General features: G+C 36.3%; 18 protein-coding genes. 6 read left to right on the plus strand and 12 right to left on the minus strand.

Annotated elements, in window-relative coordinates:
* Positions 1 to 193 precede the first annotated feature (193 nt).
* The gene (locus K2F45_RS19790) at positions 194 to 580 is read left to right on the plus strand and encodes a hypothetical protein (RefSeq protein ID WP_248932194.1); all 387 of its coding nucleotides are present in this window, start codon (positions 194 to 196) and stop codon (positions 578 to 580) included.
* A gap of 57 nt (positions 581 to 637) precedes the next feature.
* On the opposite strand, the gene K2F45_RS19795 is transcribed toward K2F45_RS19790, so the two are convergent.
* Genes K2F45_RS19795 through K2F45_RS19805 form a run of 3 tightly spaced genes read right to left on the minus strand, consistent with a single transcriptional unit; the run spans position 638 to position 5,821 of the window.
* Positions 638 to 2,008 carry a RagB/SusD family nutrient uptake outer membrane protein gene (locus K2F45_RS19795; protein ID WP_248932195.1) on the minus strand — a complete coding sequence of 457 codons (1,371 nt, stop codon included), beginning with the start codon at positions 2,006 to 2,008 and terminating at the stop codon, positions 638 to 640.
* Position 2,009: 1 nt separating this feature from the next.
* Positions 2,010 to 5,168, minus strand: coding sequence for a SusC/RagA family TonB-linked outer membrane protein (locus K2F45_RS19800; protein ID WP_248932196.1), 3,159 nt, complete (start codon positions 5,166 to 5,168; stop codon positions 2,010 to 2,012).
* Positions 5,165 to 5,821, minus strand: a complete 657-nt coding sequence (locus K2F45_RS19805) for a TlpA family protein disulfide reductase (protein WP_248932197.1) — start codon at positions 5,819 to 5,821, stop codon at positions 5,165 to 5,167. The genes K2F45_RS19800 and K2F45_RS19805 overlap by 4 nt, the downstream gene beginning before the upstream one ends.
* 614 nt (positions 5,822 to 6,435) lie before the next feature.
* Here K2F45_RS19805 and K2F45_RS19810 point away from each other — a divergent pair.
* The 4 genes from K2F45_RS19810 to K2F45_RS19825 all read left to right on the plus strand — a co-directional run bounded on the left by K2F45_RS19810 (position 6,436) and on the right by K2F45_RS19825 (position 10,452).
* Positions 6,436 to 6,861 carry a helix-turn-helix domain-containing protein gene (locus tag K2F45_RS19810; RefSeq protein WP_248932198.1) on the plus strand — a complete coding sequence of 142 codons (426 nt, stop codon included), beginning with the start codon at positions 6,436 to 6,438 and terminating at the stop codon, positions 6,859 to 6,861.
* Positions 6,862 to 7,361: 500 nt separating this feature from the next.
* Positions 7,362 to 8,894 carry an IS21 family transposase gene (istA, locus tag K2F45_RS19815; RefSeq protein ID WP_248932199.1) on the plus strand — a complete coding sequence of 511 codons (1,533 nt, stop codon included), beginning with the start codon at positions 7,362 to 7,364 and terminating at the stop codon, positions 8,892 to 8,894.
* Between the two features lie 17 nt (positions 8,895 to 8,911).
* Complete coding sequence (gene istB / locus K2F45_RS19820; RefSeq protein WP_248932200.1) at positions 8,912 to 9,628, plus strand: IS21-like element helper ATPase IstB; 717 nt, start codon at positions 8,912 to 8,914, stop codon at positions 9,626 to 9,628.
* A gap of 92 nt (positions 9,629 to 9,720) precedes the next feature.
* On the plus strand, positions 9,721 to 10,452 hold the full coding sequence (locus tag K2F45_RS19825) for a hypothetical protein (RefSeq protein WP_248932201.1): 732 nt from the start codon (positions 9,721 to 9,723) through the stop codon (positions 10,450 to 10,452).
* Positions 10,453 to 10,594: 142 nt separating this feature from the next.
* Here the strand turns inward: K2F45_RS19825 and K2F45_RS19830 are convergent, their stop codons facing one another.
* From K2F45_RS19830 to K2F45_RS19865, 8 genes are all read right to left on the minus strand, one after another.
* Positions 10,595 to 11,035, minus strand: a complete 441-nt coding sequence (locus K2F45_RS19830) for a hypothetical protein (protein ID WP_248932202.1) — start codon at positions 11,033 to 11,035, stop codon at positions 10,595 to 10,597.
* Complete coding sequence (locus tag K2F45_RS19835; protein ID WP_248932203.1) at positions 11,032 to 11,442, minus strand: hypothetical protein; 411 nt, start codon at positions 11,440 to 11,442, stop codon at positions 11,032 to 11,034. Before K2F45_RS19835 ends, K2F45_RS19830 begins: the two co-directional genes overlap by 4 nt.
* A gap of 51 nt (positions 11,443 to 11,493) precedes the next feature.
* Entirely contained in the window at positions 11,494 to 11,910 is a 417-nt protein-coding gene (locus K2F45_RS19840) for a hypothetical protein (RefSeq protein WP_248932204.1), read from the minus strand.
* Between the two features lie 53 nt (positions 11,911 to 11,963).
* On the minus strand, positions 11,964 to 12,500 hold the full coding sequence (locus tag K2F45_RS19845; protein ID WP_248932205.1) for an antirestriction protein ArdA: 537 nt from the start codon (positions 12,498 to 12,500) through the stop codon (positions 11,964 to 11,966).
* Between the two features lie 528 nt (positions 12,501 to 13,028).
* Positions 13,029 to 14,054 carry a S1 family peptidase gene (locus K2F45_RS19850; protein ID WP_248932206.1) on the minus strand — a complete coding sequence of 342 codons (1,026 nt, stop codon included), beginning with the start codon at positions 14,052 to 14,054 and terminating at the stop codon, positions 13,029 to 13,031.
* 35 nt (positions 14,055 to 14,089) lie between these two features.
* On the minus strand, positions 14,090 to 14,713 hold the full coding sequence (locus K2F45_RS19855) for a hypothetical protein (protein WP_248932207.1): 624 nt from the start codon (positions 14,711 to 14,713) through the stop codon (positions 14,090 to 14,092).
* Between the two features lie 443 nt (positions 14,714 to 15,156).
* Entirely contained in the window at positions 15,157 to 16,389 is a 1,233-nt protein-coding gene (locus tag K2F45_RS19860; protein ID WP_248931878.1) for an IS256 family transposase, read from the minus strand.
* Between the two features lie 40 nt (positions 16,390 to 16,429).
* Entirely contained in the window at positions 16,430 to 16,864 is a 435-nt protein-coding gene (locus K2F45_RS19865; protein WP_248932208.1) for a hypothetical protein, read from the minus strand.
* 371 nt (positions 16,865 to 17,235) lie between these two features.
* On the opposite strand from K2F45_RS19865, the gene K2F45_RS19870 reads away from it, so the two are divergent.
* Positions 17,236 to 17,598, plus strand: coding sequence for a hypothetical protein (locus K2F45_RS19870; RefSeq protein WP_248932209.1), 363 nt, complete (start codon positions 17,236 to 17,238; stop codon positions 17,596 to 17,598).
* A gap of 38 nt (positions 17,599 to 17,636) precedes the next feature.
* On the opposite strand, the gene K2F45_RS19875 is transcribed toward K2F45_RS19870, so the two are convergent.
* The gene (locus tag K2F45_RS19875; protein WP_248932210.1) at positions 17,637 to 17,885 is read right to left on the minus strand and encodes a hypothetical protein; all 249 of its coding nucleotides are present in this window, start codon (positions 17,883 to 17,885) and stop codon (positions 17,637 to 17,639) included.
* Between the last annotated feature and the right edge of the window lie 45 nt (positions 17,886 to 17,930).

Below are 17,930 nucleotides of genomic sequence, written 5' to 3' on the forward strand. Positions count from 1 at the left end.
TTCAAACAGGTTTTTCTTATATACCTTATTTAATTTTGGTATAGAAAGATAAAAGTACAAATGATATAAACGAATAATTCGGTTTCAAGGAAACTGAATTATTATTAAAATAATCTACTCGATAGCATTAATGAGAGTTAAAACCGAAATGTTTGAATAAATAAAAAATTTATAAACACTAAAATTTTCAATTATGAAAACGGTTAAATCAAAAATTGTAGCAGGTGTAACAGCTTTTATGCTTTTATTTGGTGCTTTCTTTATGGTCAAAGCAATCACAAAAGAAGAAAAGCAGCCGATTATAAAACTAGCAAATCAGACTTGGTATTTTCATGGTAAGGCGGGTGATTCTCGTACGGACGCTACTAAATATCAGTTAACACCTAATCCTGAAACACCATGTGGTGATGCCAGTGAGGAAGTCTGTAAAATATCTGCTCCAAACGATGGATCAGGTAAACCTAACATGAGTGCAATCGTAAGTGGTAGCCAAACTGTTGCTCAAAGAATCAATGCCGCATTCTCTAGTACTCCATCAACAAATGAAACTGTTGAAAGTCTAAGATCAATTCAGGAATAAAAAATGTTCTAAGTACAAAGCCTCAAAAAATTAATCCTGAGGCTTTGTACTTTTTATCTATCTCTTGTTTTGAGGGATTCCAGTTAATTCAATAATCGACTGAGGTATAAGAAATACAAATCTGTTATCATTTGGAGGCAATACAAACGTTTCTACATCTTCCTCATTTGTTCCATAAATTGTATGCCTAATATTCGTTGCAAATCGAGTGTCCAAATTTAATCGCCTTATGTCTGTCCATCTTGTTCCTCTAAATGGGAGTTCTTTCCTTCTCTCTTCCAACAATATATGAAGAGCCTCAGTTTCATTATCTGCAATATTTTCTATATAAGACCCGCTTTCATATCGGTTCTTTAATAAAGTATTCAGTAGATTCAGCCCTTGTTTTAACTTACCTAATCTAATATTACATTCAGCCGCATTAAGGTATATCTCATCAATTGCGATACCAGCAAAATATCCTGTTGATCCACCACTGTAATATCCTTTAAATCGAACTCTCTGAGGTGTTCTCATAGAAAAGAATGCCTTTTTTCTCAAATCGTTATCCTCATATTTTTCATACAAGTCTAAACTAACATCAGCTCTCGTCGGAAGTAATAAAGAGATGGGGCATTTTCCATAATATAAAGTCTCCGAATTCAACGGAGGAAAAGGAAAGGCTTTAGCAAGATCTATATTATTATAATCTATAAGAGTGCTATTTAATGCCAAACATTTTGTTGCCGCCTCTAAGGCACCTTCATAATTTTGCATAGATAATAATACCCTAGACAATAATGCATAAGCAGCGGCTTTATCAGGCCTAGTTTTGTTCCCAACTTTCTCTGGTAATAAATTGGCTGATTCCAGTAAGTCACTTAATATCTGATCGTAGGTTTCTTTAACTGTTGATCTTACAGTTTTTTCACTCACATCCGAACTAAGGCGTAGCGGTATTCCCAAATTAGAGTTTTCAACTGAAGGATCGTAGACAGGAGAAAATGCTTGTGCAAGATTAAAGAAACGATAGGCACGCACAAAGAGAGCATCTCCTTTTATCTTATTTCGCAACGTTATGTCCCCTCCTCTAATTCTTTCTAGACTTTCAAGAACAATGTTAGAATAGAGTATTGTTTCATAAGGACGTTGCCAATTTTCACCCATATCTAATTGAAGATATAATGGATAATTTTCCCATCTAAAATTATCCCGTTCAAAAACTGTTCTTCCATCAAAAACAGAGCGTACCAATTGATAGTCATCTGCGCCAATTTCGACAAGACCACAATAATTTTCGTTCATTTTTGACTCATAGCTTAACATTGCCTCCAAGTCTTCTAATGTTTCAGGAGTGCTAATTGCATCGTCAGGCTTTAAATCAAGGTATTCTGAACAGGAAGAAAGTATTATACAAATACTGGAAATATAAGTTATGATTTTTTTCATATTAGTATGCTTGAAGTTTAACACTTATAGAATAGCTTCTAGGATTTGGAAGACCAAGATATTCAGGATCGAGACCAGCTTTATTTTTTCTCCAAAGCATACCGACATTTCCAATCATAAATTGCCCTATCATTTGCCATTTTTTCCCCATTTTAAATGGATAGGAGAAACTAATATCTTGCAATCGTATATTTGAAGCAGATTCAATACTTTTTTCAGAATACGCATAAAAAAGATCACGGTTTGAATCAGAGGGATAGATCATACTTGGTATATCTGTTATTGCTTCATCTCCTTCTTTTTTCCATCTTTTAAGGATGTCCGGATGAATATTCCACCCTCCAAACATATCCGAATAATTCAACATTGGTCTATAGAAGTAATGCCCCAATTTGAATATTACATTAATATTCAGAGTCAACTTGTTATATGTAAAGCTATTCCTAACCGCTCCATGATACGGTGGTATTGCGGAACCAAAGTAGGTTAGGTTATTTATTGGCTCAGATACTAATCTAGTATAGTCAGTGCTTTTGTCACCATTGAGGTATCCCAATGGATTACCTTCTTTATCGAGCCCCTCATATACAAATCCGAAAAGTGGATATAAAGATCTATCTTTTATTGGATCTAATGAGGTACCATGATTCCCAAGATAATATAAAGCATTACTTTCTGTTCCATAATATTTAGATACTTTATCTTTTGCCATTGAAAAATACAGATCTGTATTCCATCGAAATTTTCCAATCATATTCTTTGTGGATATTCGGAAATCAAATCCATTTCCAGAAAGTTCAGCGACATTCCGCATCATTCTGTCGCTTCCAGTTGTTGGATCTAAAGGGTCATCTGCTAGAAGATCGGTAGATTTCTTGTTAAAGTACTCAAAAGAACCTCCTATTCTACCTTTTAAAATTGAAAAGTCTAATCCCAGATTAAACATTCGGACATCTTCCCATTTCAGATCTTTGTTTGGAAGACTGAAAAGGTATGCTTGCTGAACTGGATTCAACACAGACGAAGAAATTGGGAGGTAATAAATTATAGGAAGTGAGCTCCCAAGCCCTCCTGAATTACCACTATGTCCCCAAGTCCCCCTTAATTTAAGATTATCAAATTGATCTATATTCTTGAAGAAATCTTCCTGCGATATTATCCATCCCATCCCAATGGACCATAAAGGATTCCAACGTTTGTTAGTAGCGACACCAAATGTATTTGAAGCATCCCGCCTTGCAGAAAAATTGAATAAATAGCGATCTCTAAAATCATACCCTATATTGGTATAGAAAGAAGCCATTCTATCATTTTTTGAAGTAATACCATTCCCTTTAGGGATAAAGCTATATCCAAATATTCCTTCAAAAGTTGGAAAATTAGTAATGTAATCTACTGGTTGTTCTGTCTTTCGTATTTCATCATACCCATAATACCTAAATGATCTACTATCAATTGGCCTATCAGAAATCTCAGCTCCAGCTATTCCTGTAAAATGGTGTGCATCATTCAGTTTACGATCAAAATTAAGTAAGAGTCTTCCTGTTTGATGGATCGCTTCTACCGTTGAATAATCCATGATGGCTCCATTCGGTATTGCAGATGTTACGTTTCCTTCAATAGATTGAGAAAATTGATTTATCAGATTCCTGGTATAATATGAATTCTCTCCATAGATATTTTCCATCGTTGTTTTTTCGGAAACAATATTATACCTAGAATGGATTGATAGTCCCTCAAAAATCTTAAAACCAATATCAAGGTCGGCTCTTAATGTTTCGATGTTTCCTCTGCTTTTAGACTCATAGGTATCCTTTAACGGTGTATAAAACCAATCCTTGAGATACTGTCCTTTATACTTTTCAAGCCATGATTCAGAATACCCCCTTGGAATATTCAGTGGGTCTCCTAATTCATTTGTTAATGTTGCATAAGGATAAAAATTGTCTGTCAATTTTTCAGAAGAACCTTTTATTTTTTGTGAATTATAGCCGAAAGAATAACTTAAAGAAAGTTTCCTACTTGGTTTTAGATTTCCAGACCATAAGATTCCGACTCTATTATAACTATCAGTCGGTTCAGATTTGTTTTTGAAATCCGAAGTAATTGAAAGTCGATTATTAAAACTCTCATCCCCTCCATTTATTCCGATTTGATATTGTTGAGTAAAAGGAAAACGATAATAATCACTCAATAGATCATTCCTATAATCATGATTTTCCCAAATATATTTTTCTCTCTCCACGTCCTGCTCAGAAATATTCCCCGAACGTAGACTGCCCAGCATTTCTATATAAGGAGTAAGAGCCTTATAGGCTCCCCCATTTCCCTCCAGATAATTATCATAAAAGCCTTCATCAAAAAGAAACTTCTCAATCTCCATAAATTCTTTAGAATTGATTGAAGGCTTAGCAAATAATCTTGGTTTTTGGTCAATTGAAGTATTGAAACTTGCTTCAACTTTTACTTTACCAGCATTTGATTTTTTTGTAGTGATCACAATCACACCGTTACCCGCTCGTGCCCCCCAAATTGATGCTGCTGTTGCATCTTTGAGAACAGTTATTGAAGCCACATCTTGGGGGTTAAGACTTCCTATATCGCCTTCAAATGGAAAATTATCTACTATTATTAATGGCGCCATTAAACCTGGTGACATCGTATTGATCCCTCTTATATGCAATTCTGTTTGCCCCGATCGTTTGTCAAAAAGTAATCCTGGAACAAATCCTTCCATTTTCTCAATAATATTTGTAGAAAATCTTTGATTAAGTTCTTTTTGTCCAATAGCTTCAAAACTACCTGTAGACCTCTCTCTTGTTAGCTTTTGATAACCTGTGCTTACTACTTCGATCTCTTCTAGCGAATTGTTTCGCAAATTCATTACAATTTCTTGGAGTTTATTAATTCTGCTCACATCTATTCTAAGTGTATCATAACTTACATGTGTAAATACTAGGGATAATTGGTTATTAATAAATAATTCAAATTGACCATTTGATTTAGATTGTCCCAAAATTACACCAGACTGATCCAAAATACTTACTCCTGAAATCGGCTTTCCTTCCATGTCAACAATTCGATTCTTCAATCGCTCTTGACCATATGAAAGGCTATTAAAACAACAATAGTACACTAAGATATATTTAATAGATTTCATTGCTCTCCTCCTTTTAATATATATGGAGGAACTAAACTTCTATCCATAAGATTTCTGAAAGTCTGTATTTGAAAGTATCCACTTGCATTGATCCAAATATAATTTGGGTAACCTACATGTCGGAATTGTGCTTGAAGGGATTCATCTAAAATGATAGACTGGAAACCATCTTTGAAAAATTCGTCTTTATGTAACTTATAGAATTTATCAATTCTTGGCAGGTTGTCTTTTGTCATTATGGAATTCACCATTAGAACATTTAGATCATTTTTGTATTTAGTCTTATATAGGCTAATTTCCTTTTGATGAGAAAGGCAACTTCCGCAAGTTGACGACCAAAAGTCCAGCACAAGCAGTTTGCCTTTATATTCTTTAAGCGACCTTCGAATTGTATCTCCATTGTTAAAGAAAAGATGTTGCTTAGTCCAAAAATCATTGGAAACTTTTTGACCAACTACTAATGGTACAATATCCCTTGCTCCAGCCTGCGCTTTTGCAGGCTGGGCTTGAGACAATAAACTAAACATAGAAACAAAATAAACGATTAGAGCAAGTGTTTTAAATTGTTTATTTTCAATGGCATGATGTAGGGAACTTCGATTTAATTTCGTTTTTATTTGGACATAGAAATCCCATTTGCTTAAATTTCGCATCACATTGGTTTTTAGGAAAAGCTGGATATTTTATAGGTAGGATCTAGCTCTTCGAGTTTATAATCGTTATTTAATAAATAATGGTATTATTAGCTTAATAATACAAATAAACCATTTGAAACACGAAAAATTATTCCGGGGACTTCTTAATATTCTTTAATAATTGTTTTTTCATCTGCTCACTATTTTAAGAATGAGCCTCACAACAAGAATATAAGTGTTACAAAAAACAATAGGGCCGGCCCTTACAAAGTCTAATGCAACTGGCTCTGACAAAGCCAACCCTTCCAAAGGAAGGGGTCCCCATTAGAACATAAGCAGGTACCGACCCTATTGAAATATAGGGTCAGGTAGCACTACTCACACTCGCAGGGTAAATTGTCAGATTTGTTGTGCGAGGCTCGTATAAGCACCTATTATTAACAATTAAGTGCTTAAATCTAATTCATTTTTATGTAATATCCCATTTTTACATTAGGAATATTAATCAAATATAACTAAACCGTTAAAAAATAGTATAGTTAGATCAGGTGTAAAATACACCTCTGGGCAGAATAGTTTAACAATGATATCCTAAAAATTTAGTATATTCGTAATATAATTTTTCCTTTGTTATGTACGATTTTGCTAAAAAACATATTGGTCAAAATATCCGAAAAATTCGTTTATTAAGAGGAATGAAACAGGAAACATTTGCTAAGGAATTAGGCATTGCCCAACAAAATGTATCGAAAATGGAAAATAAAAAAGAAATAAGTGAGGAACAATTGAAGAAAGTTTCTGAAGTGTTACAAGCGAGTGTAGAAGCTATTAAAGGTTTTGATGAAAACGCTATCATTAATAACAATATCCTTAACGATCAAGTGAATAATTATAATATCCATCCTGTTGAGGAAATCGTTAATGTATTTAAAGGTATTCTTTCTTCAAAAGATGACGAAATCGCTCAGCTAAAAGCCGAAATTCTGAATCTCAAATCACCATCGAATGGAAATAAAAAAAATGAAGACACAAACGTGAGAAACATTAAAGAGGCATAATATCTTTAAGTAATTCAATAAAAAGGTCCTTATACATATGTATAAAGACCTTTTTATTGAATTACTATCTGGTTTTTTCAATTATAAACAATTTAAACAACTCAAATATCCATAATTTAGATATTTAGAAGCATTCATGAATCCTTCAACTACTACTAATAAAATTCACTTCGAAGATTTAGCCCCTCTTAGATTTGAGGACCTGGCGGTTAATTTATTAACTAGGGAAATTAATCATACTAAGATGTTTCATTATGGATCTTTGGGGAATGATGGTGGCGTGTGCATATTCCGGAGTAAATTGACCCCATGATTCCGGTACGTTGCACTGGAGTATATGCGCAATTCCATTGAGTTATCGCATGCCATTCCGGCAGATGTTGACCCCTTTATAAGATTTAGATGAACTTATTTCGGATCATACTGACCCCCTTGGTTATTTTGATTTATTTGGGATAAGATTTTTAAGAGTTATTCCAATGGCCGGTAAATCAAGACCCATGAGTCAGATAAAACAATTGATAAGATTGAAACAGCAGGGCTATGCCATAAAAGCGATAGCACGTTGTTTATCAATGAGTAAGAACACCGTAAAGACCTATCTTTTCAAGATCGGTCAGGCAAAGCTCAACATGAACGAGCTGCTGGAACTGGAGGATCCGATTCTCGACGGGCTTCTTAATGCTGGTAATCCAGCCTATCGTGACGCCCGGTTTGAGGATTTCAAAGAGCGGCTTTCCTATTTTCAGCAGGAACTCAGCCGTCCGGGTGTTACCCGTAAACTTCTTTGGGAAGAATATAAGCAGAGTGTGTCGGATGGCTATGAACTTTCACAGTTCTGTTTCCACCTGGGGCAATATCTCAAAGTACAGAAGCGCAGCTCGATGGTCATGGAACATACACCAGCAGATAAACTTTATATCGACTTTTCCGGCAAGAAGCTTCATTATATCGATGGCAATACCGGTGAGATCATAAATTGTGAGATCTTTGTGGCCTGTCTCCCTTTTTCCAATTATTGTTACGCCACAGCTGTACCAAGCCAGAAGACACCCGACTTTTTGGATGCGCTGGATAGATGCATACAGTTTCTTGGCGGGGTGCCAAGATGTATCGTTCCGGACAATCTCAAGTCTGCGGTTATAAAAAGTGACAGGTACGAACCTGAAATCAACCGCTGTATGGAAGACCTGGCCAATCATTACGCTACTGTTATCATCCCTGCGCGCGCTGGAAAGCCCAGAGACAAGAGTGCCGTAGAAAACCATGTAAAGATCATTTATACGCAGGTATTTGCCAAACTTCGAAACAGGAGCTTTTTCTCATTATCATCCCTCAACAGCGCCGTTGAAGACTGTGTATTGAAGCTGAACCAGACGCGTATGCAGAATAGGAGCTATTGCCGGCAGGAACGGTTCCTCAGCTGTGAAAAACATCTTCTGTTGCCATTACCCGAGCATCGCTTTGCACTAAAATATTATGCGGAGCTTAAGATCGGTGAAAACGGGCATGTCTATCTGGGCAGGGACAGACACTTCTATAGTGCACCCAGTTGCCATATCGGAAAGAAAGCACAGGTTATCTACACCAAAAATCTCGTGCACATCTTTGTTGGAGGAAAACAGGTCGCCCTGCATCAGAGGAGCCCAAAACAGAATGCTTATACCACCCTGGAGGAACATTTGGATGCCAAGTACCGTGAGTTCAGAAAAAAGAACCCTGCCCATTACCTGACAAGAGCAAATGCCATATCCCCGGTATTCAGTGAACTGGTACAGATGATCTTTGACCAGAAACGCCATCCTGAACAGCTTTACAGGACATGTGATGGGCTGTTCAGGCTTCAAAGGACCTACAGCGACCTGTTTATAAAGGCCTGTCGGGTGGCTATTACTCATCGCCAGCTACGGTATAAGTTTGTTGAAGGTCTTTTAATAACCGGTATGGTAAACTTTCCGGAGCACGGCGGGGCACCGACCGAAAAAAAACTTCCCCTGCACGAAAATATCAGGAACCGGGGGTATTATTCATAACATAAAAATCAATTACAGTGAACATCGAACACAACATGAGAAGTCTCCGCCTATTGGGTATGGAGCGTAGCTGGAAAGCATTGGTAGAAACGCGTCGTATGACAGAACTTAACTTTGAGGATGGATTGCAGCTTCTCCTGCAGTCAGAGCTGGACAGCAGGGAAGAAAAACGGTTTGACAGACTAAAAAAGAATGCTGCCTTTCGTTATCAGGCATCGATTGAGGAGCTCAATATGGATCCCAAACGCGGTATGGACAAAGCCCAGATTGCAGACCTGATTACTGGCGGGTATATTGAAAGAGGTGAGCCGCTACTGATATCGGGCGCGACGGGGTGCGGAAAAAGCTTTCTGGCCTCAGCCCTTGGGTTAAAAGCGTGCTCACAGGGAAAAAAGGTCTTATACTTCAACCTACAGAAGCTGCTCCAGCGAACTAAGATTGCCAGACTCGAAGGATCAATGCACAAACTTCTAGACAGGATTGCAAAATCTGACCTGCTGATCCTGGATGACTTTGGTCTTGTAAATCTGGATCAGCAGCAAAGACTGGACCTGATGGAAATTATTGAAGATAGGCATGCTAGGTCATCCACCATTATAGCCAGTCAGCTTCCGGTCGCAAGCTGGTATGATGTGATTGGGGAAGATACAATTGCGGACGCTGTATTGGACCGGATTGTACATACTTCTCACCGAATTGAACTTAAGGGTGAAAGTCTAAGAAAAAAAAGGTAATATTGTCAGGCTATTGGTAATAATCCCCAGATAACCAAAATCTGAGGGGTCAGTATCGCCGGAAAGGGGTCAATATCACCGGAATATGCAGCGTGGATATTGAATTGATAGAAAAATTAATCGGAGAGAGAGAACAACGAGTATATGTTCAATGTAAACGATATAAGCGTTTTTCAACAAAAGATGCTGAAAAAGCTATTAGCTCAATCTTAGAAGCTAGCACATTACCAGACAAATTAATTTTCATTGTTACTTGTTCAGTCAGTAAACAAACGACAGATTTTATAAAAAAAAGCTGTGAAAATTTATCCATCTCATGGGATCTTTGGGCAGCCTCAAAACTAGAATCTCTTTTATATTTTAAACATCAAGATCTTCTTAAAACTTATTTTGGAGTCGATGTAAAAACCGAGGAAGATAATATAATCAGTGCTATTGAGAGACGTAAAAGTATGAGAAATACTTTTATCAATGAATTAATGAAGGACTTCAATCCTAGAGAACCTATTTTAGGAGCGCATAGATTCGAAAATAGAAAATTTATTATCCAAACTCCTGAATTCAAGTATGATCTACCGAATGAACCAAATGAACATGGATGGTATCCATACTTTGGAGTGAGACCTTATAGTATTAATGATGAAGGAATTCAAGTTGATTTCTATTGGGGAAATAATTTATATCACCGTGGAACAATTTTGTATGATGATATTTGTTCTTATGATTTTGAAAGCGATAGTGGAAGACCAATTTTCTATTGTCGCTATAAGGGAGAGAATGGTCCATTTTCGGCCATTACATGGATCGACAACGAAAATCTCTAAAATCTCTTTGATATTTTGGCTTTATTTCTGCAATAGAATAGACCGTATAAAGATTTGAGAACCCGGTCTCTGTGCGAAAGTGCGGGGGCCTTTTTTAATAAATATGTGAATAGAAAATAGTCCTATCCACATATTTATTGTACTAATACTCTCGAATTGCTGATTTAGGCTGAATTAAATCCATATTTTGCCTTACATATTCAAATAGCCATTTAATTTCATTTTCAGTGAGTTTCCCAGAAAGAATTGAATGTCTGTATTCGTCGTGAATATATACTTCGCCAGCAGGTAAATGTGCTGTCGCTATTCTACAACAATTTCGTCCGCTTCTGATACAGAGATAAAGATCCAAATTTTCACCTCTCTCTTGTCCAATTAGCAGCGTTTCATCAGTAGGCACTCCGCCTGAAAGTGCCTTGTTGATATTTGGATCATTGAATTTTATACTAGCCATTCGATTGAACCACTGGATACCTTCATGTGATGCTAGACGATTTGCAAACTGCACCAGTTCGATTGGTCCCCTCGTATTTTCTAAGCCGAATAATACGCTCTCAACACTAAAAATCAGATTAATTCTCATAATTTAAATATTTTATGTTCTACATTTTTTCCCTGACCAAAAAGTAAGTGAATCGCCAGTCTCGCTTCCAAACTACAATGTTCACTTTCGGCATATTGAATTAGACAATTTGAAGTAAATACAGCAAAAAATCCATAAAACAATTGATCTGCAAAGACCTTTGGATTACGGTATAATGCGACATTAAATTTCCTCAATAAATGTTCGATATCAGTGACCAGATTGTACCAAAAACCGACCGCTATAAAAGTTTTACTTTGCCAATTATTTCGGTAATATTCTTCCTCACTTCTAAAATATTCGGTTTCATTTTTTATAAAATCTACCCATTCTTTGAGTAATTCAGGAAATAGTCCCGCCAGTACATGTCCCTTGTCTACAAATGTCATTTCTTTTAATGCTTTCATCTTTTTAATTTTATTTTGATTTATAATTATGTTTTTATGATTTCCTTCTAGTTAGTCCCGCTCAATGAATTTTTCTATGATCGTAGCTATGTCACTATTCGTTAATTCCGCAAAGGCTGTGGCAGATTTCCTGGTTTTAAAGATCCTACCGTTCACCTTCCATTCGATTTTTTTACCGTAGATATACATAGGAATACGATAGGCATTGAAATTTGTCCATTTAATCTCTTCGTCACGCTCTACTTTCGCCGGTTGGATAATTACTACATCGGGTGCCCCCTCAAACTGATTTGTTGTTAGAAGTAATTTTTTGTTTTTGTCGAAGATCTCGAACCGAACAAAGTCCAAATCATGAAGAATTATTTTGAACAATTCTTCGGTATCAAAGTGGAAATTCAATAGTAGATTTTCATCGAATTCTCTAAATGTCAGTACTCCTATATTATTCTTATTAATTCTTGTTTTCATCTGTCTGAATTTTATAGGCGACCCAAGATCGGATCGCCTGGTTGAAAAAATAATTATGATTCACGGAAAACAAAGCCATCTTCAAACCAATAATCGCTCATGAACAGATCTCTTGCGAATGCCTCGTAGTCAAAATATTGTTTGGCAATTGAGGGTAGATCATACAGCTCTTGAACGATCTCCCTCGCAAAATCCTCTTCATCATCGTAACCGCCTTGAAAGTCTTCTTCAAAATTGGATATGAGGTCATAAATTCCTTCCTTGGCCAAATTCCTACTACGGTTATTGCACCATACAAAAAATGGTTCTTTATGATTTTCATCCATTCCTTCTATTGCTTCAAGGACTTCAAAAATGTTTGCACTAATACCATATTCACTAATTAGCTCATCCGGAAGATTTTCGTAATCCTGGTACATGTATTCTGGATCTTCCTCGTCTGCGTGGAGGTCCTTACAGGCATCGTAAAATTCTTCTATGTCTGAATAGTCAGATAATTCAAGCCATTTACCATATAATGATCCAGTATTGTACTTATGGAATGTTCCAACATACACCCTAGCTTCTGAGATATTTAATTGATGTGTCATGTCTTTAATGTTTTAATGGTTCGTGAATGGATTTTTTGATTTATTCGGCAATGAGAGGAGGTGCTTGTTTTCGTTTTCTTTTTTGTTCTGTTTCCAATGCATTTTAATTCCCATAGCTGACATTTTTTTTATTCGTCTAAAGAGCCGGAGTATGCTTTTGCTTCGTTTTCAGGAACAGAAGAAGGTTAGTGTCTAGGAGGATAAAAGGTTTTTGGAAAAAAAATACTACCCAAAGGGCTGGAGATTATTTTTTCAAAACTCGCTATGACCTTTAGAATCCGTAACACGTCTTACCTTCGTTCTTGAAACGAATCAAAAAGGGCATACTGGATCTTGACAGATTAAGTGGAAGCAAATGGGAATTGCTCTGGAAATGAAACAAAAAAGATATTAACTCTTTTTCGGGTGAAAAAGGTATTACGATAGTAGTTCGATTGAAGCAAAAGCATTCAGATCGAACTCAATCCAGTATTATCTTGGGTAGGGCATTCTATAGTTGAATGTCTCTTTAAGAAATTTTAGTATAAATTATGTATAGTCTTCAAATATAATTTCAAATGAATCATCAATTTCTTTGATATTATTCTTTATACCTATTGATGAAATCGCATTGTAAAATGGAATAGCTTTGTTGTCGTTAAACTCGCTTTTGTCAGCAGAGACAGAAGACGCAGAATTTGCGAATTGCGTTACAATTCCAACAATATATCCATTGGCTGAAATTACTGGCCCTCCACTATTACCAGGCCTAACGGTGGACGAGATAGTGATGGATTCACAACCACCCCAATCTGTACAGAGGGCATTTATTTCTCCTTTTTGGGTGATAAGAGCAGCTTCTCTCATCCCTCGAAGTGGTGGGTATCCCATTGTTATGACATTATCTAGTTCAAAAGGACTTCCAAAATATGGGAAATATTCTAAGTCGACTATTTTTGATAATTTTACAATACCAATATCATGCTTTTCATGTACACTAGTACCTTTTATCTCTAATTCTTCTTCACCTAAATAGCATTTAAACTCTTTAAGATCCGTTATGTTGTGTTTACAAGTTAGGATAGTAAATTGATTAATGAGTACACCTGACCCTGTCCCTGATTCACCATTGGAATTAATCCCTTCAAATCTCACAACATGATCTTTAAGTTTATACATTAGATAGTTCTCACCTAAATACTTACTTAACCAAAGTCTATTTGTCGACTGAACGTTGGTCAGTTTTATGTAAGTATAATATTGGTGATTCAATGGAGGGCTACCCACTGCATCAAAGCCAACAAGATTTAAAGCTCCTTTATGAACTAGATTTCCGATTATTCCAGAAATATGAAAAATATAATTGATTGCGTTCTCTCCAAATGAGGAATTCTCCTCCAAATAATGAATAAAGTCACCGTACGAAAATGGTTTAGTGACTGTACCGGGATTCCTTTTTAATAAACTGCAGACCGAATCATAGTTTTGTGGAGCAAAAAACCAAAGAAGACTATACGATATTTCCTCAAGTTCATCATTTGTAAGTGGTTTAAACACTAAGTTTATTTTCTTCATCACGGAATACGATTATATCCAAATCTTTATTTAAGTTACTTTATTTTTCTATATTTTCTGTTTCCATATGCGGTTATTTCTTGTTCCCCGCTCCGTCTTACTGTAATCGTACTAATCCCCATACTACCGATCAACAAATGCTTTTTACTGTCGTAAGTCAACTTCTTTTTACCCAGAAAGCCACTTACATAGAAATAGGACTCGCCCTCTTTAACGATCTTCAAGGGAACTTCTTGTTCTACGTCACTTTTCCATTCACCTACAAAAAAATCTGGATCATAATAGGCATCATATGCTTTCTTGTATTCTTCCGCTTTTTCCTTAGAAACTTTAGAAAAATCCGCTCCTTTGTTCCCGATGCTCATTTTCATTTTATCGGTATCTTCTAACAGATTCATCAAAATAGTAATCGAGGCAAGACCATTGGTTATTTGAGCGCTAAGTGTCTTTTCATCTTTATTATATGTAGCAGGCGCATCTATGTCTTTGCTACTGAGATACAGCTTATCACCTTCCTTTTTTATTTCTAACACTTCGGAGTGTTCTTTCCCATCTTCAATCCAATAGCCGATATATTTATCTTCCCTGGATTGGGAACAGGAATAAAAAAAAGATAATACTGGTACAAAAAGGATTGTTAAGATTCTATTTGTTTTCATTTTGAATTATAAGGTTCAGTTTCGTTGTAAGTATATATCTTATTAAATATATCCCCAAATATTCTCGACAAACCAATAATCGACCCATACCAAATAGGTGATTTACTCGATCAATTACATATTCAGAAAAACAGAGCTTAGAAGGAAGGGACTATTGAAAAGTCCAGTCGAGAATGTTCCAAATAGACTTTTCAACCTGCTCAATACATTCCTTACTATTGAAGTCCATATTATAGAATATACTAATTTCACTTTTGGATTGCAGAACATAAAAATGTAGGCCGGACAAAAGAACAGATATAAGAGTTCTCAAACGTAAATTATCATCATTGATAACTTGCGAAAAGGGGAAAAATAAATTCCATCGGTAGTGTAAATTGAACTGTGTCACATCACTCCTTTTAGGGTTCGTTCTCGGAGGCTGAAAGCCTCGAGAGCGAACCCTAAAAGGAGTTGCCGAAGGCTTTAATCCTGTCCCCAAATTTAATATGTAATTGTTGCATTGTCAATCCCCAATTCCGAATAGGCATGGTCCATTTTTTTGATATATCCTTGATGGTCAGGTAAACTAGCTTTAATAGAGCCTGATCGGATGTAAATGCTCCCTTGGTTTTTGTAATTTTTCTGACCTGCCGGTGCATCGCCTCGATGGCATTTGTCGTATAGATAGCTCTGCGGATATCGGGCGAATACTCAAAGTAAGTAGAGAGGTTCCCCCAATTATCCAGCCATCCTTTTACAGATAAGGGATATTTCTTGCCCCATTTCTCATCAAACTCCAATAGTTTTTCGTAGCCCTGATCCTGACTATTTGCTTGATAGATAGGCTTTAAATCTGCAACAACGGCTTTTTTATCTTTTTCCGGAACATACCGCAGACTTGAGCGTATCTGGTGAACTATGCAAAGCTGTACCTGGGTTTTCGGATAAACAGCTTCGATAGCATCGGGAAAACCCTTTAATCCGTCGACGCACGCAACCAGAATATCTTCTACGCCGCGCTGCTTCAGATCGGTCAGTACCGAAAGCCAGAACTTGGCCCCTTCATTTTCCGAAAGATAAATGCCGATCAGGTCTTTACGACCATCCCTGTTTACCCCAAGTATATTGTACACCGCACGGGTCTGGACACTGCCATTGTCTTTAACTTTATAATGCATACAATCCAGAAAAACAAAGGGATATACCGATTCAAGCGGACGGTTTCGCCATTCGTTCAGGGCAGGGATAACCTTGTCGGTAATATTGGAGATCTCCGTAGCAGATATATCCATGGCGTACATCTCCTTAACATAACCCGAGATATCCCGCGTACTCATGCCCCTGGCATACATCGCTATAACGTTGCCTTCCAGTTCGTCAGTGATAATCAACTGTCGTTTAGGAACTATTTTTGGCTCGAATGTACCGTTTCGGTCCCGGCCGCTCTCCAGTTCAAAATGTCCTGATTGAAGGCTCCTGACCGTTTTTTTCGTCTTCCCATTTTTACGGTTGATCTCTCCGGAAGCTCTATTCTCCTGTAGGTGGTGGTCCAGCTCTCCCTCCAACATGCTTTCCAGAAGGTGTTTCAGCATCGGAGCAAAAACTCCGTCTGTACCGCCCATTTTCTTGCCATCATAAAGGCCTTTCATTGCTTCCTCTTTGAAGCTTTCGAAGTCAAAATTGTCTTTACTCATATTCTGTGTCTAAATATAGAAATTCTTTATTTGACACAGTTCAGTTTACACCCTCATTCCATCTCTTTTCTACTCTTATTGAAAGGTCATCCAGATCAGGATTATTTTCTTGTAGGGTAGACATAATAATCCCGTGCATTTCTTCATCATGTAAAAAGATCTGAAAAAGACTTTTCATGTATGCGTTAAGAATTACATTTGATTTAGTTTGATTAGATTTTAAAAGATTATTCAGTGTTATTAAACCGGAACCGCCCCAATGATCTTTAACTTTAAAATATGTATTTAAAAGAGATATCGCAGAATCAATATTGATAGAGAATTCACCGATAGAATTTTTATTGGCAGAAGATTTATTCGATATAGAAAAGTTTGTTAAATCTATATCGCTTACAACCTCTTCCATTTTCTCAACCAAATTTTGAGTTACTCGTTGTGAGTTTTTCGCTTTTAAATTATATATCCTTCCTTTCATATCTCCTATTTAAATTAAAAAATATATTTGGCTACTGAAAATGGCTTAATACTAAAAGTGTGTATTAGATTTCTAAATATGCGAAAGAATTAATCTCTTCGAAAACATATAAAATTATTTTACTTTTTTTTAGGGTTATAAAATCCATTTACCGATGCAGTCCTCTGATTCGCAAAAAATAAAACAGCGTATAATATGGCAAATGAGTCTTTTGAGTTGTACAAATACTCAAAATTTGCGCCGATAGTACATTAACCCTACCTTCAAAAGTAGAATATATATATATTAAACCTCCAAATTTCGGAAATTATTCCCCGTAATTTGGAGGCTGCAAATTCTGTTTGACGGATTCTAGTGTACAGTTTTGTATTATGGAAGAGTCAATCGGAAGATATATCCAAAGAACGTTACGATACAAAGGTATTTCAAATGAAGTTGCTGGTCAGGCAATAGGCATATCCGAATCTGCTTTTGAAAAAATTCTGACGAAAGATGATATTTTACTGAGTCGCCTTCTTAAACTTTCCAAATGTGCTGGAGTTAACTTCTTAGACTATCTAAATGATAAAGATCCTATAGCAGCATTCAAAAAAGAAGAGCAACAGAGATCATTGGAGGAAATTGATATACTCAACCAAAAGTTGAAATTAAAAGATGAAATAATTCTAGAAAAGGAGCGCACTATTTTGCTCCAACAGCAATTGATCGACGAATTACGAAAGCAAATCGTTTAAAATAATCCATTTCCATACTAAAAGGCCAGTTGGATTATTTAATCAGATATAATCCATCCGTTCTCTGTCTTAAACAGAATCCGACCGTACCTTAAATCTTCCTCATTAAAAAATTCGATAGCATCATCCAAAGTAATCAAGTCGTCCTCAGCCAACGGTGTAATTGATACATCCTCGATAATTTCTTCTAATGATTTTTTTGAAGGGTGATATGCATAACTATTCTTCTTTCTATATAAACAGGTATACCCGTCCTTTCTTAATTTGATCAGCTCGTCTCGTATCATAAATATGATGTTTCTCAATAAACCTACAAAGCACGCGAATAGTTT

Source organism: Sphingobacterium siyangense (genome assembly GCF_023277505.1).
GTDB lineage: Bacteria > Bacteroidota > Bacteroidia > Sphingobacteriales > Sphingobacteriaceae > Sphingobacterium > Sphingobacterium siyangense.

Bases quoted from the DNA above. Each gene is read 5' to 3' on its own strand.
- K2F45_RS19790 (WP_248932194.1), top strand. From the start codon at position 194: ATGAAAACGGTTAAATCAAAAATTGTAGCAGGTGTAACAGCTTTTATG.
- K2F45_RS19795 (WP_248932195.1), bottom strand. From the start codon at position 2,008: ATGAAAAAAATCATAACTTATATTTCCAGTATTTGTATAATACTTTCT.
- K2F45_RS19800 (WP_248932196.1), bottom strand. From the start codon at position 5,168: ATGAAATCTATTAAATATATCTTAGTGTACTATTGTTGTTTTAATAGC.
- K2F45_RS19805 (WP_248932197.1), bottom strand. From the start codon at position 5,821: ATGCGAAATTTAAGCAAATGGGATTTCTATGTCCAAATAAAAACGAAA.
- K2F45_RS19810 (WP_248932198.1), top strand. From the start codon at position 6,436: ATGTACGATTTTGCTAAAAAACATATTGGTCAAAATATCCGAAAAATT.
- istA (WP_248932199.1), top strand. From the start codon at position 7,362: ATGAGTCAGATAAAACAATTGATAAGATTGAAACAGCAGGGCTATGCC.
- K2F45_RS19830 (WP_248932202.1), bottom strand. From the start codon at position 11,035: ATGAGAATTAATCTGATTTTTAGTGTTGAGAGCGTATTATTCGGCTTA.
- K2F45_RS19835 (WP_248932203.1), bottom strand. From the start codon at position 11,442: ATGAAAGCATTAAAAGAAATGACATTTGTAGACAAGGGACATGTACTG.
- K2F45_RS19840 (WP_248932204.1), bottom strand. From the start codon at position 11,910: ATGAAAACAAGAATTAATAAGAATAATATAGGAGTACTGACATTTAGA.
- K2F45_RS19845 (WP_248932205.1), bottom strand. From the start codon at position 12,500: ATGACACATCAATTAAATATCTCAGAAGCTAGGGTGTATGTTGGAACA.
- K2F45_RS19850 (WP_248932206.1), bottom strand. From the start codon at position 14,054: ATGAAGAAAATAAACTTAGTGTTTAAACCACTTACAAATGATGAACTT.
- K2F45_RS19855 (WP_248932207.1), bottom strand. From the start codon at position 14,713: ATGAAAACAAATAGAATCTTAACAATCCTTTTTGTACCAGTATTATCT.
- K2F45_RS19860 (WP_248931878.1), bottom strand. From the start codon at position 16,389: ATGAGTAAAGACAATTTTGACTTCGAAAGCTTCAAAGAGGAAGCAATG.
- K2F45_RS19865 (WP_248932208.1), bottom strand. From the start codon at position 16,864: ATGAAAGGAAGGATATATAATTTAAAAGCGAAAAACTCACAACGAGTA.
- K2F45_RS19870 (WP_248932209.1), top strand. From the start codon at position 17,236: ATGGAAGAGTCAATCGGAAGATATATCCAAAGAACGTTACGATACAAA.
- K2F45_RS19875 (WP_248932210.1), bottom strand. From the start codon at position 17,885: ATGATACGAGACGAGCTGATCAAATTAAGAAAGGACGGGTATACCTGT.